14 protein-coding genes and 1 riboswitch are annotated in these 15,066 nt (G+C 70.6%); of the genes, 6 read left to right on the forward strand and 8 right to left on the reverse strand.

All coding sequences use genetic code 11. The features are described from left to right. Positions 1–30: 30 nt before the first annotated feature. Genes AB663_RS08235 through nagB form a run of 3 tightly spaced genes read left to right on the forward strand, consistent with a single transcriptional unit; the run spans position 31 to position 2,993 of the window. Positions 31–1,215 carry an ROK family transcriptional regulator gene (locus tag AB663_RS08235; protein WP_067197827.1) on the forward strand — a complete coding sequence of 395 codons (1,185 nt, stop codon included), beginning with the start codon at positions 31–33 and terminating at the stop codon, positions 1,213–1,215. Positions 1,216–1,255: 40 nt separating this feature from the next. Beyond that, positions 1,256–2,221, forward strand: coding sequence for an ROK family protein (locus AB663_RS08240; RefSeq protein ID WP_198147841.1), 966 nt, complete (start codon positions 1,256–1,258; stop codon positions 2,219–2,221). Beyond that, complete coding sequence (nagB, locus tag AB663_RS08245; RefSeq protein WP_067197829.1) at positions 2,214–2,993, forward strand: glucosamine-6-phosphate deaminase; 780 nt, start codon at positions 2,214–2,216, stop codon at positions 2,991–2,993. Before AB663_RS08240 ends, nagB begins: the two co-directional genes overlap by 8 nt. A gap of 36 nt (positions 2,994–3,029) precedes the next feature. Here nagB and AB663_RS08250 read toward each other — a convergent pair whose 3' ends face one another. From AB663_RS08250 to AB663_RS08275, 6 genes are all read right to left on the reverse strand, one after another. Then, complete coding sequence (locus AB663_RS08250) at positions 3,030–3,428, reverse strand: NUDIX hydrolase (protein WP_067197831.1); 399 nt, start codon at positions 3,426–3,428, stop codon at positions 3,030–3,032. Continuing rightward, positions 3,421–4,785 (reverse strand): FAD-binding oxidoreductase, encoded by a 1,365-nt coding sequence (locus AB663_RS08255; RefSeq protein WP_067197833.1) that lies wholly within the window; start codon positions 4,783–4,785, stop codon positions 3,421–3,423. Before AB663_RS08255 ends, AB663_RS08250 begins: the two co-directional genes overlap by 8 nt. Further along, entirely contained in the window at positions 4,782–5,153 is a 372-nt protein-coding gene (locus AB663_RS08260) for a YrdB family protein (RefSeq protein WP_067197835.1), read from the reverse strand. Before AB663_RS08260 ends, AB663_RS08255 begins: the two co-directional genes overlap by 4 nt. 124 nt (positions 5,154–5,277) lie before the next feature. Next, positions 5,278–7,518 (reverse strand): sigma-70 family RNA polymerase sigma factor, encoded by a 2,241-nt coding sequence (locus AB663_RS08265; RefSeq protein ID WP_067197838.1) that lies wholly within the window; start codon positions 7,516–7,518, stop codon positions 5,278–5,280. Positions 7,519–8,208: 690 nt separating this feature from the next. Continuing rightward, positions 8,209–9,387 carry an N-acetylglucosamine-6-phosphate deacetylase gene (gene nagA / locus AB663_RS08270; RefSeq protein WP_067197841.1) on the reverse strand — a complete coding sequence of 393 codons (1,179 nt, stop codon included), beginning with the start codon at positions 9,385–9,387 and terminating at the stop codon, positions 8,209–8,211. Then, positions 9,384–10,967 (reverse strand): family 20 glycosylhydrolase, encoded by a 1,584-nt coding sequence (locus AB663_RS08275; RefSeq protein WP_083511171.1) that lies wholly within the window; start codon positions 10,965–10,967, stop codon positions 9,384–9,386. The genes nagA and AB663_RS08275 overlap by 4 nt, the downstream gene beginning before the upstream one ends. A 79-nt stretch (positions 10,968–11,046) precedes the next feature. Further along, positions 11,047–11,131: riboswitch (ZMP/ZTP riboswitch) on the forward strand. A gap of 38 nt (positions 11,132–11,169) precedes the next feature. Between AB663_RS08275 and glyA the strand changes: the two genes are divergently transcribed. Together glyA and AB663_RS08285 are read left to right on the forward strand one after the other, a co-directional pair. Further along, positions 11,170–12,444, forward strand: coding sequence for a serine hydroxymethyltransferase (glyA, locus tag AB663_RS08280; protein WP_067197843.1), 1,275 nt, complete (start codon positions 11,170–11,172; stop codon positions 12,442–12,444). Further along, positions 12,441–13,319, forward strand: coding sequence for a bifunctional methylenetetrahydrofolate dehydrogenase/methenyltetrahydrofolate cyclohydrolase (locus tag AB663_RS08285; RefSeq protein ID WP_067197844.1), 879 nt, complete (start codon positions 12,441–12,443; stop codon positions 13,317–13,319). The genes glyA and AB663_RS08285 overlap by 4 nt, the downstream gene beginning before the upstream one ends. Positions 13,320–13,321: 2 nt before the next feature. Here AB663_RS08285 and AB663_RS08290 read toward each other — a convergent pair whose 3' ends face one another. Together AB663_RS08290 and AB663_RS08295 are read right to left on the reverse strand one after the other, a co-directional pair. Continuing rightward, positions 13,322–13,900 carry a hypothetical protein gene (locus tag AB663_RS08290; protein WP_067197845.1) on the reverse strand — a complete coding sequence of 193 codons (579 nt, stop codon included), beginning with the start codon at positions 13,898–13,900 and terminating at the stop codon, positions 13,322–13,324. Positions 13,901–13,959: 59 nt separating this feature from the next. After that, on the reverse strand, positions 13,960–14,526 hold the full coding sequence (locus AB663_RS08295) for a TetR/AcrR family transcriptional regulator (protein ID WP_067197846.1): 567 nt from the start codon (positions 14,524–14,526) through the stop codon (positions 13,960–13,962). A gap of 63 nt (positions 14,527–14,589) precedes the next feature. Between AB663_RS08295 and AB663_RS08300 the strand changes: the two genes are divergently transcribed. After that, positions 14,590–15,066: a DUF4188 domain-containing protein gene (locus AB663_RS08300; RefSeq protein WP_067197847.1), complete on the forward strand. Its 477-nt coding sequence runs from the start codon at positions 14,590–14,592 to the stop codon at positions 15,064–15,066.

Genomic DNA, 15,066 nt, shown 5'->3' on the forward strand with positions numbered 1-15,066 from the left:
ATTTTTTGTTCGTAAGGTCTACTAACAAACATGTCCGTATCGGATGAACGCCCCTCGTCGCCCGGCGATTACGCCGGCGTGAACGTCCACGCCTTCGGGCCGGGGCGTCATCTGAGATCGCGCACCAAGGTGCTCCCCGAGCACGCTCGCGGGCACAACAGGGCCCTGGTGCTGCAAACCCTGTACCACTCGGGGGCGATGAGCCGCGCAGACCTCTCGCGCGAGACGGGCCTGACCCGCGTCACGATCTCCGATCTCGTCGCCGAGTTCATCGCCGACGGCATCGTCATCGAGATGGGCGTGCGCGAGGCGGTCGGACCGGGTAAACCGCCCATCCTCATCGACATCGACCGGGTGGGGCACCAGATCGTCGGCATCGATCTGTCGGGCCCGAACGCGTTCGTCGGCGCCGTGCTGAGCCTCGACGGCGACGTGCTCGAGCGCCGAGAGGTCGCCAGGCCGGAGACGCCCGACGGCGACGCAGCGTACGCCGCGACGCTCGAGCTCGCGCGCCTGCTCGTCGGGGCCGCGACCCAGCCGGTGCTGGGGGTCGGCATCGGCACTCCCGGTGTCGTCCGCCCCGATGGGGTGGTGCTCAGCTCGCCCAACCTCGGCTGGGCCGGCCTTCCGCTCGAGGCGAAGCTGAGCGTCGACCTCGATCTGCCGGTTCTCGTGCGCAACGACGCCAACGCCGCGGTGCTCGCGGAGTACACGTTCGGCGAGGCCAAGGCGGACTTCATGCTCATCAAGATCGGTCGCGGTGTGGGTGCCGGGCTCATCACCGGCAGTCAGCCGCTGCTCGGCAGCCGGTTCGCCGCCGGAGAGATCGGTCACGTCGTCGTGGGAACCGACGGCGGGCCCCGGTGCGCGTGCGGCAAGGACGGCTGCCTGGAGGCCTGGCTCAGCGTCAGCCGGCTGCGCGCCGCGATCGACGCCCAGCCCGAGGCCCGCGATGACATCCTCCGTGACGCAGGCACCCGCATGGCCATCGCCACGGCTCCGATCGTCGCCGCCCTCGATCTCTCCGAGGTGGTGCTGTCGGGGCCGGCCGACCTGCTCGACGGCATCCTCATCGACGCCGCGATCGAGACGCTGCACGCCCGCACCCTCGAGGGCGTCTTCGAGGACGCGGCCGTCCGCCTCACCCGTCAGGACGACATCGTGCTCCGCGGCGCCGCCGTCATGGTGCTCTCCGGTCAGCTGGGCGTGTCGTGAGCCGCGCCACCGGCACGATCACGGGCAGGAGCACCGTCCGATGACGGATGCAGACGCGGCCGGCCTCGACGGCCGGTCGATTCGAGTGGGCCTCGACGTCGGAGGGACGAAGATCGACGCCGTCGCGGTGTCGCCCGACGGGCAGATCGTCGGACGTCTCCGTCGACCGACGGGTTGGGGCGAAGACGCCGTGGTCGACAGCGTCGTGGAAGCAGTGGCAGCGCTCGCGCGCGAGGCAGGGTTCGCCCCTTCGGACGTCGTGTCAGCGGGGATCGGCATCCCCGGGCTCGTGGACTCCGGCACGGGGCGCGTGCTGCACGCCGTCAATCTCGGAGTGGAGACCCTCGACCTCGCCGACCGCGCCGGAGACCGGCTCGGCGCGCCCGTTCATGTCGAGAACGACGTGAAGGCGGCTGCCCTCGGTGCCGCGATGCTCCGCGGTGCCGGCGGATCCATGGCGTACCTCAACCTGGGCACCGGAGTCGCTGCGGGGATCGTCGTCGACGGCCGCATCTGGCGCGGCGCGCGGGGAACCGCCGGCGAGGTGGGGCATCTCTCGGTCGACCCGAACGGTCGGGCGTGCGGATGCGGTCAGCGCGGCTGCATCGAGACGTTCTGCGGGGGAGGGGCGCTCGCCCGCGCCTGGGGTCGTCCCGGTGCCCTTCCCGTGCGCGACATCCTCGACGCGGCGGATGCCGGCGATCCCGAGGCCGTCGCGCTGCGAGCCGACCTGTTCCACGGCGCCGCCGCAGCCGTCCGCGTGCTCGTGCTGTCGGCCGACGTCGAGCGCGTCGTGATCGGAGGCGGACTCACCGCCCTCGGAGAGCGTCTCGAGCGCGGCATCCGCTCGGCTCTGCTGGCCGGGGCAGGGTCGTCGGCGTTCATGAGGTCGCTGCATCTGGATGAGAGAATCGACCTGCTTCCCGCGGGTTCGCCCGCTGCCGCTTTCGGCGCTGCGCTGATCGGCGCATCCGTCCCTTCGAAGGAGATCGTGTCCCATGGCTGAAGTCGTCATCGTCGAGAGCAAGCAGGCCGCCGGAGAGCTGGTCGCCGATGAGATCGCGGCCCTCATCGACGAACGGCCCGATGCCGTACTGGGGCTCGCGACGGGCTCGACGCCGCTGCCGGTGTACGAGGCCCTGCGGTTGCGGCTGGCGGGTCGTGACGTCTCGCAGGTGCGCGGCTTCGCCCTCGACGAATACGTGGGCATCGATCCAGCTCACCCCGAGAGCTATCGGTCGGTCATCACCCGCGAGGTCGTGGAGCCGCTCGGGTTCGATCCGCAGCGCATCCACGTGCCGAACGGCGCGGAGGCCACGATCCAGCACGCCGGCGCGGACTACGAGGCGGCCATCGCGGCTGCGGGCGGAGTGGACCTGCAGATCCTCGGCATCGGCACCGATGGGCACATCGGATTCAACGAGCCGGGGTCGTCGTTCGCGTCGCGCACCCGCGTCAAGACGCTCACCGAGCAGACCCGCGAGGACAACGCGCGCTTCTTCGACTCCATCGACGACGTGCCGCGACACTGCATCACGCAGGGGCTCGGCACCATCCTCCAGGCGCGCCACCTCGTGCTGCTCGCGTTCGGCGAGGGCAAGGCCCAGGCGGTGGCGGATGCCGTGGAAGGCCCGCTCACGGCACTTCTTCCGGGGTCGGCGATCCAGCTGCATCCGCACGCCACGGTGGTCGTCGACGAAGCTGCCGCATCGAAGCTGAAGCTTGCGGACTACTACCGCTACACCTACGCCAACAAGCCCGCCTGGCAGGGCATCTGAGTCAGATGCTGCACCTGACCTGCCGAAAGGTGCAGGTCAGCGCGCCCAGGCGAGGGGCAGCAGGTGCTCTGTGCTGAGCGGAGCGAGAGGAAGCGTGGCGGCGTCGTCCCGCGTGATCCATCGGAGTTCGGCGAGCTCGGCCCGCACGCTCACGGCATCCGGATCGATCGAGGTCGCGAACGCGTCGGCGACGACGCGGTGACCCGGCTCGTTGGCCGCTGCCGAGACGAAGGTGCCGAGCGGTCGCAGGTCGCGCTCGTCGAGCAGCACGCCGAGCTCCTCGTGCAGCTCCCTGACGAGGGTCTGTGCCGGTTCCTCGCCGGGTTCGGGCTTGCCGCCCGGCTGCATGAACCGAGTCGTGCCCTTCTTGCGAACGACGAGCACACGGCCCGCGTCGTCGACGATCACGGCTGCGCTGACGCGGATATCAGGCATGAGAGGCGAACACCTTTCCCGGGTTGAGGATGCCGAGCGGATCGAAGACCCGTGTGATCCGGCGCTGCAGCTCCCATTGATCGTCGCCGAGCTCGGCTGCGAGCCAGCGGCTCTTGAGAGTGCCGATGCCGTGCTCGCCGGTCAGGGTGCCGCCGAGCGCGATGGCCGCCCGGAACAGGGCGTCGGCGGCGGTCCAGACGACCTCAGGCACGTCCGGCCCCTCGAAGACGAAGTTGGGGTGGAGGTTGCCGTCGCCTGCGTGCGCGACCGTCGGGATGCTCAGACCGAACTCCCGCTCGATGCGAGCGATCTCGTCGAACATCGCCGGCATGGCGCTGCGCGGCACGGAGACGTCTTCGATGAGCGTCGTGCCGAGCGCGGCCATGGCGGGGTGCATCGATCGCCGTATCGAGAGCAGGCGTTCGCCCTCCTCCCGGTCGCTGGACGTCTCGACGACGCCACCGTGCGCGCGGAGCACTGCCGCGATGGCGGCGGCGTCGGCGGTGGCGGTCGGCCCATCGGTCTGGATGGTGAGCTGCGCCGACCCCGCCTGCGGGGCGGGCAGCGCGAGCAGGGACGCGACGGCCGCCAGGCTCGCGGCATCCATCAGCTCCATGATCGACGGCTGCAGCCCCTGGGCCGTGATCGCCGCGCTCGCCGCCGCGGCAGCGCGGACTCCCGCGAAGGTCGCGACGATGGTGCAGGTCTCACCGTCCGTCAGACGGCGGAGCTTCAGCGTCGCCCCGACGATGACGCCCAGAGTGCCCTCCGATCCGATCACCAGAGACGTGAGGTCGAGTCCGGTCACGCCCTTGACGCTGCGGTGTCCGAGCCGGAGGAGCCGTCCGTCGGCGAGGACGAGGTCGACGCCCAGCACGGCGTCGCGGACCACGCCGTACTTGGCGCAGAGCAGCCCGCCGGCGCCCGTGGCGATGTTGCCGCCCACCGTGGAGATCGCCCGGCTCGCGGGATCCGGCGGCCACCACAGGCCGTGCTCCGCGAGCAGGGCGTTGAGATCGGCGTTCAGGATGCCGGGCTCGACGACCGCGAGCAGGTCGGCGGCGTTGATCTCATGCACCGCCGTCATCCGGGCCGTCGAGAGCACGATCTCGCCTTCCCCCGCGTTCGCCGCCCCCGCGAGACCCGTCCCGGCGCCGCGCACGACCACCGGTGTGCGTGTCTCGGTCGCGATCCGCATGACGGTCTGCACGTCTTCCACGCCCTGCGCGTGCACGACGGCGAGCGGACGGCCGCTCGCGGCATGACCGGACTGGTCGGCGCGCGCGGCCTCCAGCGCGCTCTCCGAGATGTCGATGCGGTCGGGGAGTGCGGCCATGAGGCGGCCGAGGGCGTTCATCCCAGGGCGCGTCGGCCGCTGATGACTCCGGCCCCGACGGCGACCACGGCGAACGCGATGCCGACGACCGGCTGATCCATGAGCCACCACGCGATGGTCACGCCGACGTAGATGAGCAGTTCGACGGCGGCGCGGAGGAAGGGATGCAGCCGCAGCACCGGCCGTGGGGAGAGGAACAGCGCCCACACCAGGAGGACGAGCACGGGCGCCCCGATGCCCAGGATGACGTTCCAGGGGAGCGGCCAGGTGGCGAAACCCCAAAGGGCGAGCGTGGCGACCGCGGCGACCAGGACGAAGGCCCGCACGATGTCGAGGACGGTGATGTTCGGGCGGTCGACACCGGGCACGGGAGCGGAATCCTGGGGCATGCGTCCAGTCTATTCGGCCCCTCTGCCGGCTCAGCGCGGCGGCTGCCGTGGACTTCCGCCGGTCAGGGACGCCGTCGCGGGCGGGCCTTCGAGCGTGTGCGGGCGCGCGCCGAGGTGCCGGCGCCTACTCGGCCGACGCGGTCTCGGGCGACACGGAGGTCTTGTCGGCGACCGGTACGACGGCTTCGGGTGAAGGCTCGACGGGCACGGTGCTGTCGATCGCAGGCTCCGACGGCTCTGACGGCGCTGCGTCCACGGTCGCGCCGTCGGCGGGCGCGGAGTCCGCAGTGGCCGTGTCGGCGGGGTCCGCATCCGTCGCATCGGCGGCGGGCGCTGCGTCAGTCACCGGTGCCGGGGTGACCGCTTCGTCGGTGGCGGGCTGAGCCTGCTCGCCGCTCGCCGTGTCGCCGGGCTCTGCGGTCTCCGACAGAGCAGCATCCGCGAAACTCGCGAACGAGCAGCCGGAGGGGGCCGCAAGGTCCGAGAGCGAGACCGGTGCGGTCGGCGTTCCGACGATCACGGATCCGTCTGCGTCGACTGCGGCGTACTGGAACTGCACGTCGACGTCTTTGAGCAATTGGGCGAGGGTCGGCCGCAGGTCGACCGTGCCGGCACCGGCGGCGTCGAGCACAGCGCCCGTGGTTCCGGAGGTCGTGCCGTCGAGCAACGCCTGCACCGTGGCACCCGGCACGCCCTGCACCTGAACACGGTAGTGGGTGACCGGCAACAACCATCCGTCGAGCGTGAGCTCGCAGGTGGTCGTCACGATCTGCGGCATCCCCTCGGGGAGCGCGGTTCCGGGGTCGGTTCCGGGGTCGGTTCCGGGGTCGGTGCCCGGGTCGGTGCCGGGCTCAGGCTCTTCGGGTTCCGTGCCCGGATCGGTGCCGGGATCGGTGCCGGGATCGGTGCCGGGCTCAGGTTCTTCGGGTTCCGTGCCGGGGTCGGTGCCGGGCTCAGGCTCTTCCGGCTCGGTGCCCGGCTGAGGCTCTTCGGGTTCGGTGCCCGGCTGCGGCTCTTCGACCTCGTCGCCGGGTTCGGACTCCTCGTCGACCGGCACCACGGGCGTCGTCTCGACCGGGGTGACAGGAGCCGCCACGCCCGGGGCGGACTCGGGCGCCAGGGCTTCCTCGATCGGCGCCACGGGCTCGACCGGGGATGGGGCGGGCTCGGGCGCGTCCGGCACCTCGATGACCACGGGCTCCTCGGTGTTCAACGACTCGTCCGGCGCGATGTCCGACGCGATCGCGCCGGCGCCGCTCTCGCCCGCGCTCGGAAGCGACGCGACAGGGCTCGCCCCGGCCAGGCTGGGAATGATCGTTGCTGCTGCCACCACACCGGCGACGACGAGGGCGGCTGAGCCGGCGCCGACGAGGGGTCCGACACCGCTGAGGACGCCCCCGGACGCGCCGGCGCCCGCGCCCGCTCCGGCACCGGAGGCACCCGTGCCCCCGGCCGAGGTGGCGCCGACCTTGGTCGCCCCGTCCGCGGCGGCGTCGGCACCGGTGGCGACGACTCCGCCCTGGACGACACCCGATGGCATCGCGGCGAGGGCCACGATCGGCGTGCCGCCGCCCTGGAGGGTGGCGAGGTATCCGGCCGCTCCGGTGACTCCCAGGACGAGCGGGAGGAGCACGAGGGCGAGGCGCATCGAGACGTCCTTCGCCTCGGCGGCGACGATCATGCAGCGCGCGCATTCATCGAGGTGCAGTTCGACGCGCTTGTGGTCGCGCGTGCTGAGGTTGCCGCGCGAGTACGCACCGAGATGCTCGATCGACCACTGGCACTCCGAGCCGGGTGCGGCGCTGCGGAGGTGCGCCTGGATCCACGCTTCGCGCAGGCCTTCGCGTGCACGGAAGGCCAGCTGCGAGACCGCGCCCGCCTTCATGCCGAGCAGGACCGCCGCTTCCTGCGGCTTCATCTGCTCGATCTCGGTGTACCAGAGCACCTCCTGCCAGCGCGACGGCAGGCTGCGGAAGGCCTGAGCGGTCAGGCTGCGGTCGAGGGCCTCGTTCGCGGCCTGCTCGGTGCTGTCTGGATCGGCCACGGTGTCGAGCTCGTCGATGGCGGACTCGCGACGCGACCGTCCCCACGCTGCAGCCGTGTTGCGGATGCTCGTGAACAAGTATGCGCGGAAGGACCCGTTGGGACCGCCGCCCTTGAGGATCGCCTGATAGATCCGCGTGTACGACTCCTGCACGAGATCGTCGGGATCGATCGACGAGGTGATGGACCGCGCCACCGACATCCCCGAAGGGTAGTGCCGCCGCCAGAGTTCACCGAAGGCCGCCGTATCGCCGGCCCGCGTGCGCAGCACCAGTTCGGCGTCGGCGATCGTGTCGTCGTGCAGGTCTTTCTCGTCGTTCACAATCATCCATCTGTCGTGAAGAGCGGATGCGTCTTCACTGGAAGAGACACGCGAAGGTCGGTTTCATCACGCGCGTCTTCCATTCTCTCTCGGATCCGGTGACGGGGCCACCCCTGATCGACATTCCACCTCGTCCGCCCCAGAAGGGAAAAAGACCTGATCAAAATGATCTTCTGGCGCGGCTGGCCGTCGGGTTCGCATCCTGTTCGCAACTTTTTTGCAGGAGTTGCGTAATGAACGACGACTCTTCCCGTCTCATCCCGCAGAGACAGCCGAGGCGCCCCGAGGGGGTGGGGCGCCCAAGCGTCCGGTTGCAGGGGTACGGCATCGGCGGGGCGGGGGCGGGCCTCTGGGGAGGGGTCCGGCCTCCGCTCCATGACGACGGACGAGGCCGCCGGCTGGGGAGCGGTGGTCGAGAAATCTCTCCGGAGAATTTCTCAGAAGTCGCGTAATGAATCGCGGATGCCGTCGTCTCATCACGTAGAGACAGCCGACATGGCTCCACCGGGGGGCGGAGCCGAGGCACTGGTGCGGGGGCACCGGTCGGGTGGGCTCGGGAACCTCGGGGGAGGAGCTCCCGGGCCCCCCTGCTCTGAGGGGCACGAGGTCGCCGATCTGGGGAGCGGCGACCTCCCGCCCGCATCGTCGACCGGAGAGCGCAGCGCTGCGCGTCGTTGCGCGGCGGCATGCCTACACCGCAGGCTGGTCTCCCACCCACACGCGCACGACGCGCAGCCTCGCGTCCAGCAGAACGGCGTCGCCGGCGTAGCCTGGTAGGAGCCGGCCGAGCCGTCCACCGTATCCGACGGCGTGCGCCGGCGTCTCGGTGAGTGCGCGCGCGGCGGCGGCGAGCGGTACGCCCGCCTGCACCGCCTTCTGCAGCGCCACGTCCTGCGTGAGTGTCGAGCCGGCGATCGATCCGGTGTCGTCGGCCCTCGCGATGCCGTTCTCTACGGTGACGCTGACGGCACCGAGGTCGTAGTGGCCGTCGTCGCTGCCTGCCGCGGCCATCGCGTCGGTGATGAGAGCGACGCGACCCGGGGCCGAGTCGAAGAGGAGCTTGACGATGTGCGGGTGCAGGTGCACGTCGTCGGCGATCGCCTCGAGCACGACGCGGTGGTCGGCGGCCGCAGCGAGCACCGGCCCTGGCGCACGGTGATGGATGCCAGGCATGGCGTTGAAGGCATGCGTCAAGATCGACGCGCCGGCCTCGAACGCGGCGACCGCCATGGCGGCGTCGGCGTCGGTGTGCCCGACCGCGGCAGCCGAGCCCGCGTCGACCACAGTGCGGATCGCCTCGAGTCCTCCGGGCAGCTCCGGAGCGAGGGTGACCTGACGCACGGTGCCGCGCCCGGCTTCGAGCAGACGCTCGACATCGGCGCGGACGGGATGGCGCAGCAGGGAAGGCTCGTGCGCACCGTGGTGGCCGGGATCGAGGAAGGGACCCTCCAGGTGCGACCCGAGGATGTCGGCATCCGTGCTCATGAGGTCGGCGATCGCGGCGACGCTGCGTGCGAGACCGTCGATGGTGTCGGTGACCAGAGACACGACCGCGCGCGTCGTCCCGTGTTCGCGGTGCAGCGCCCGGCCGGTGCGGATCGCGTCCACACCGTCGTCGTAGGCCGCGCCCGCCCCGCCGTGACCGTGGATGTCGATGAATCCCGGTGTCAGCACAGCGCCTGCGCCGGCGGTGGCGGCCGCGTCGACCACCTCGTCGGCCTGGGCCCATCCGTCACCCGTGCCCCGGGATGCGACGCGGCCGTCTTCCATCCGCACCCACGCGTCGTCGATCACCTCTCCGCCGTCCACGAGTCGGGCGGAGTGGATGACGAGCGAGCCCGTCGTCGCAGGACGCACGCGCACGCTCATCGGTCGCTCCATGGGATGTCGGTGGTGGGGTGGAATGTGACGCCCTCTGCCCTCCAGAGCGGGGCGAGCGCACCGAGGCGAGTTCGGAACGACTCCCAGGTGCGCTGTTCGCCGGCCGCGGGAGACCACGCAACCTCGGCATGGGCGGCGGCACGCGGGAAGACGAGCTGCTCGACGTCACCGAAGGTGCGTGTCGTCTCGCTCCACAGAGGTGCCTCGATTCCGAGGATCGCGGCGGCGGGGGCCTCGAGGATGCGCGTCGGATCCCACTCGTATGCGGTGCGTACGTCGATGAGGGCGGCCCAGTCCAGGCCCAGCGGGAAGTCGGATGTGTACTTCATGTCGAGGTAGGCCACGTCGGAAGCCGACATGATCAGCGCGCCGCCCCGCTCGACGAAGCGCGCGGCCTCGGCGGCGTGCGTGCCGCGCGGGCTGGTGCTGCCCCAGTACTGTCCGATCGTGCCCTCGGCGATGCCGGCAGCCGACCCCATCTCGTGCCACGCGATCGGCGTCTTGCCCGCCTCGACGACGATGCTCGTGACCCGCTCGGCGAAGATGTCGAAGTCGGCCTGCGGCGTGCTCAGCGACTCGTCGCCGCCGACGTGGATGTACGGCCCAGGTGTCATCTCGGCGAGTTCGCGGATCACGTCGCGCACGAACTCGTACGTGCGTTCGTCGTGGATCCGCACGCTGGAGTGGCCGACGCCCCATCCCGTGTAGCTCTGTCCCGCTACGGGGAGCGGCTGGCCGCGCTTCTCGGCTTCGGCGATCAGCGCATCGCTGATCACGGGCGCCTCGACCAGCTCGGGGTACGCGACGCCGATCGCGTGCGTGTGTCCCGGAAGGTCGATCTCGGGGATCACGATCATGTGCCGGGAGGCGGCGTGCTCAACGATCTCGCGATAGTCGTCCTTGGTGTAGAAGCCGCCGGGATCGCCGTCGGCAGCGGTCGCCGCCGCCAGCTCGGTGAGCTTCGGCCAGGAGTCGATGTGCACGCGCCAGCCCTGGTCGTCGCTGAGGTGCAGGTGCAGGTGGTTGAACTTCAGCGCACTGGCCGCGTCGATGAACCTCTTGACCTCGTCGACGCCGAAGAAGTGGCGCGCCACATCGAGCATGAGCCCCCGACGTGGGAAGCGCGGGGCATCGGCGACCTCGGCCCGCAGCAGCCCCCAGGTGCCGTCGTGGTCTTCACGCAGAAGCTGCAGCAGGGTCTGCACGCCGTAGAAGACGCCTGCCTCGTCAGCGCCGGTGACGTGCGCACCGGCCTCGCCGACGGAGAGCGCATAGCCCTCGGGCCGTGACACCGCGCCGTCGACGCGCAGCACGATGCCGGCGCTCGACGCCGTGGCATCGGACGCCGTGGCATCGGTCGCCGTGGCATCCGTCTCCGCGGCATCGGTCTCCGCGGCATCCGCCGTCGCGAGCCGGATGCCGGTGCGGCGCTCCACCGCGTCGATCAGCTGTGCGACGACGGCGCCGGGACCCGAGACGGCGGTCGCCGCGGTGATCGGCATCCGTCCCTCCCCGGCCGTGGCGGACGCGGGCGCGGGGACGAGCGGAAGGGGATGGGGAAGGACCATGAACAAAACCTATCCTGGGCGAGCAGGGCAGGAACAGGGGCTGCCGCATCGTGTTCCGGTTCGACGGCATCCGCTATGCTCGTACCGTCGCGACTGGCGTCTGGGTGGACTACCACCGGGGAGCGACTGACCACGGGATTCGACCGCGCGCCTGGGCCGATGAAGCACTGTTTCGAATCCGTTGTCAGAAGGAGCACGTCCCATGACCGACCGTTACTTCAACGCCCCTCTCGCCGAGGTCGACCCCGAGATCGCCCAGGTCCTCGATCGTGAGCTGAAGCGTCAGCAGACGTTCCTCGAGATGATCGCCTCCGAGAACTTCGTGCCCGTCTCGGTGCTGCAGTCGCAGGGCTCGGTGCTGACGAACAAGTACGCGGAGGGCTACCCCGGCCGCCGCTACTACGGCGGCTGCGAAGAGGTCGACGTCGCCGAGGAGCTGGCGATCCAGCGCGCGAAGGACCTGTTCGGCGCCGAGTTCGCGAACGTCCAGCCGCACTCCGGCGCCTCGGCCAACGCCGCCGTGCTGCACGCGATCGCCCGCCCGGGCGACACGCTGCTCGGCCTCTCGCTCGACCAGGGCGGGCACCTCACGCACGGCATGAAGATCAACTTCTCGGGCCGCCTGTACGACATCGTCGCCTACGGCGTGAACCCCGAGACTTCGACGATCGACATGGACGAGGTGCGTCGCCTCGCGATCGAGCACAAGCCGAAGGTCATCATCGCGGGCTGGTCGGCCTACCCGCGCACGCTCGACTTCGCCGCGTTCCGCGCGATCGCCGACGAGGTGGGTGCTCTGCTCTGGGTCGACATGGCGCATTTCGCCGGTCTCGTCGCCGCAGGGCTGCACCCCAACCCGGTTCCCCACGCGCACGTCGTCTCCTCGACCGTGCACAAGACCATCGGCGGCCCGCGCTCGGGCTTCATCCTCACCAACGACGCCGAGATCGCCAAGAAGATCAACTCCGCCGTCTTCCCCGGTCAGCAGGGCGGCCCGCTCATGCACGTGATCGCCGCCAAGGCGACCGCGTTCAAGCTCGCAGCGACTCCGGAGTTCAAGGAGCGCCAGGAGCGCGTGCTGCGCGGCGCCGCCATCCTCGCCGATCGTCTCTCGCAGCAGGACGTGAAGGATGCCGGCATCGGCGTGCGCTCCGGCGGCACCGACGTGCACCTCGTGCTCGTCGACCTGCGCGACGCCGCGATCGACGGCAAGCAGGCCGAAGACCTGCTGCACGAGATCCACATCACCGTGAACCGCAACGCCGTGCCGAACGACCCGCGTCCGCCGATGGTGACCTCGGGCCTGCGCATCGGCACGCCGGCGCTCGCCACGCGCGGTTTCGGCGACGCCGAGTTCACCGAGGTGGCCGACATCATCGCCCTCGCGCTGCTGCCCGGCGCCGACGTCGAGGCCCTCCGCGCGCGCGTCGACGCCCTCGCCGCCGCCTTCCCGCTCTACCCGGACCTGCAGCAGTGACCGCGGCGATCCTCGACGGCAAGGCCGCGGCGGCAGCCATCAAGGCCGAGCTCACCGAGCGCGTCGCCGCGTTGCGTGAGAAGGGCGTCGTTCCCGGCATCGCGACGGTTCTCGTCGGCGCCGATCCTGCGTCGCAGCTGTACGTGGGCATGAAGCACCGTCAGTCCGAGGCGATCGGCATGAACTCGATCCAGCGTGAGCTGCCGGCCGACGCCACCCAGGCCGAGGTCGAGGCTCTGATCGACGAGCTCAACGCCGATCCCTCCTGCCACGGCTACATCGTGCAGCTGCCCCTGCCGAAGCACCTCGACACCGACGCGATCCTCGAGCGGATCGACCCGGCGAAGGACGCGGACGGACTGCATCCGACCAACCTCGGCCGGCTCGTGCTCAACGTGAACGGCCCGATCCACACGCCTCTCCCGTGCACCCCCCGAGGTGTGATCGAGCTGCTGCTGCGCAACGACTACGACCTCAAAGGCAAGCACGTGGTCGTCGTCGGACGCGGCGTGACCATCGGTCGGCCCATGGGCCTGCTCCTCACGCGGCGCGAGATCAACGCGACCGTGACCCAGGTGCACACGGGCACCCCCGACATGTCGCCGTACCTGCGTGAGGCCGACGTGATCGTCGCCGGCGCAGGGGTCAAGCACCTCATCCGTGCCGAAGACGTCAAGCCGGGTGCGGCCGTGCTCGACGTGGGCGTCACCAGGGAGACGGATGCCGAGACCGGCAAGAGCCGCGTCTACGGCGACGTGCATCCCGATGTGGCCGAGGTCGCGGGATGGATCTCGCCCAACCCCGGCGGCGTCGGCCCGATGACCGTGGCACTGCTCATGACGAACGTCGTCGAGGCGGCCGAGCGGCTGGTCTGACCTCAGCCGAGCTCGTCGAACATGCGGCGCTGCTCGGCTGTGAGCCCGTCGTGCAGTTCGCGGCGACCCTCGGCGGTCGCTGCGGAATCGGCTGCAGGCGAGGAGGTCGCCGAGCGCGGCGAGGCGTCGGATGCTGCGGCGCCCCTTCTCGGCGACAACCTCGTCTGCACGGCGTCATACACGTCCGAGGCCTTCGCGCGCAGACGATCGTCGACCTGGTCGTAGATCACCCATCCGACGAGCAAGATCAGCGGAGGCAGTGCGAAGCCCGTGAATCCGCGCGCCGTGACACCGCTGAGGACCACGGTGCCGACCCAGATGACGAGCTCGACGGCGTAGACGAGCGCGTACTGAAGGATCTTCTCGCCCACGCGGCCGCGGCCGGCTGCTGACCGGGCGGCCGACCGCCGGAACGCGGCTGTGAGCGCCGGTTTGACGAAGAGGGCTGCCGCTGTGAGCACGACGGATGCCCAGAGGGCGCTCAGCCCCACCGACACCGTGCGGAAGAGAAGGCCGATGAGCAGGAGCACGACGACGTCGAACACGTAGAGCGCGGCGAACCGGACGATGGCGTTCTTCATGCGACCAGAATCCCACACCGGCCGCGGAGCGGCATCATGGGCGGCGCGCATCGTCGACGTCAGGCGTCGCGGGGGAATGCGCGCTCCACGGCGTCGAGCACGGCCGTGTATGCGGCATCCCAGTCGGCGACGCCGGAAGCCACGCCGGCCAGCTCCAGGCTGACGGCGCCGTGCACCTGCGCCCAGACCGTCAGCGCCGCCGTCGTGACCTGGGCTTCGGGCACCCTGGCGGAGAGGGCGCGCACGAGAGGGGCCATCGCGGAGGAGGTCACCGCCGGGTCCGGCGCGCAGTCGTCGGCAGTGGCGAGTGCGCCGCCGAACATCAGGCGGTACAGCGCCGGGTTCGACGTCGCCCAGTCGCGGTAGGCGCGCCCGAGCGCGCGGAGACCGTGCGGCTCGGTGGCCGCCTGGGCTGCCCCGAACGACGCGAACGCGTGCTCGATGACCGCCGCGAGCAGGCGGGCCTTGCCGCCGAAGAGCGAGTAGATCGCGGTCGTCGAGGTCCCCGCGGCCTGGGCGACGTCGCGCAGGCTGATCCTCTCCGGGCCTTTGGCGTCGACCATCTCTGCGGTGATGCCGAGAAGCCGGTCGCGCAGGGCGGCGTCATGGGAAACGGGTCTTGCCATGGCATCGATCGTATCGTAACGTTGTTGTATAACGATGTTACGTAACAGTGTGATGGGAGTGAGATGGTTCAACAGGTCTATCCCGGCCGCTTCACGGCCACGCCGGAGGGCTCGGACGTCACGGTCTTCCTCATCGGCATGCGCGCCAACCGGTGGTGGGAGCTGGGCAAGGTGTGGTGGACGGCGAGCAGGATGCCGCCCATGCTGCGCCACCTCGCGAGGCATCCCGACGCGGGCATGCTCGGGGCGCACAACTGGTTCGGTCGCACCACGCTCCTGCTGTCGTACTGGCAGAGCCCCGAGCATCTGCAGCGGTTCGCCGCCGACCGCGACGCGCCGCACCTGCAGCCATGGCGCGACTACATGCGCCGTCTGCAGGGATCAGGGAGCGTGGGGGTCTGGCACGAGACCTACCAGGTGCCCGTGGCCGATCTCGAGGCCGTGTACGTCGACATGCCGGCCTTCGGTCTCGCCGCAGCGACGACGCACGTGCCGATCGGCCCGGGGATGAAGACGGCACGTCAACGGCTGGGTCGCTGA

The organism is Microbacterium sp. XT11 (assembly GCF_001513675.1).
Classification (GTDB): domain Bacteria; phylum Actinomycetota; class Actinomycetes; order Actinomycetales; family Microbacteriaceae; genus Microbacterium.

What these genes read in the sequence shown, in the direction of transcription:
- AB663_RS08250 (WP_067197831.1), bottom strand. Translation starts at nt 3,428, where the DNA reads ATGCCTGATATCCGCGTCAGCGCAGCCGTGATCGTCGACGACGCGGGC.
- AB663_RS08295 (WP_067197846.1), bottom strand. Translation starts at nt 14,526, where the DNA reads ATGGCAAGACCCGTTTCCCATGACGCCGCCCTGCGCGACCGGCTTCTC.
- AB663_RS08275 (WP_083511171.1), bottom strand. Translation starts at nt 10,967, where the DNA reads ATGGTCCTTCCCCATCCCCTTCCGCTCGTCCCCGCGCCCGCGTCCGCC.
- AB663_RS08235 (WP_067197827.1), top strand. Translation starts at nt 31, where the DNA reads ATGTCCGTATCGGATGAACGCCCCTCGTCGCCCGGCGATTACGCCGGC.
- AB663_RS08300 (WP_067197847.1), top strand. Translation starts at nt 14,590, where the DNA reads ATGGTTCAACAGGTCTATCCCGGCCGCTTCACGGCCACGCCGGAGGGC.
- nagA (WP_067197841.1), bottom strand. Translation starts at nt 9,387, where the DNA reads ATGAGCGTGCGCGTGCGTCCTGCGACGACGGGCTCGCTCGTCATCCAC.
- AB663_RS08255 (WP_067197833.1), bottom strand. Translation starts at nt 4,785, where the DNA reads ATGAACGCCCTCGGCCGCCTCATGGCCGCACTCCCCGACCGCATCGAC.
- AB663_RS08260 (WP_067197835.1), bottom strand. Translation starts at nt 5,153, where the DNA reads ATGCCCCAGGATTCCGCTCCCGTGCCCGGTGTCGACCGCCCGAACATC.
- nagB (WP_067197829.1), top strand. Translation starts at nt 2,214, where the DNA reads ATGGCTGAAGTCGTCATCGTCGAGAGCAAGCAGGCCGCCGGAGAGCTG.
- AB663_RS08240 (WP_198147841.1), top strand. Translation starts at nt 1,256, where the DNA reads ATGACGGATGCAGACGCGGCCGGCCTCGACGGCCGGTCGATTCGAGTG.
- AB663_RS08290 (WP_067197845.1), bottom strand. Translation starts at nt 13,900, where the DNA reads ATGAAGAACGCCATCGTCCGGTTCGCCGCGCTCTACGTGTTCGACGTC.
- glyA (WP_067197843.1), top strand. Translation starts at nt 11,170, where the DNA reads ATGACCGACCGTTACTTCAACGCCCCTCTCGCCGAGGTCGACCCCGAG.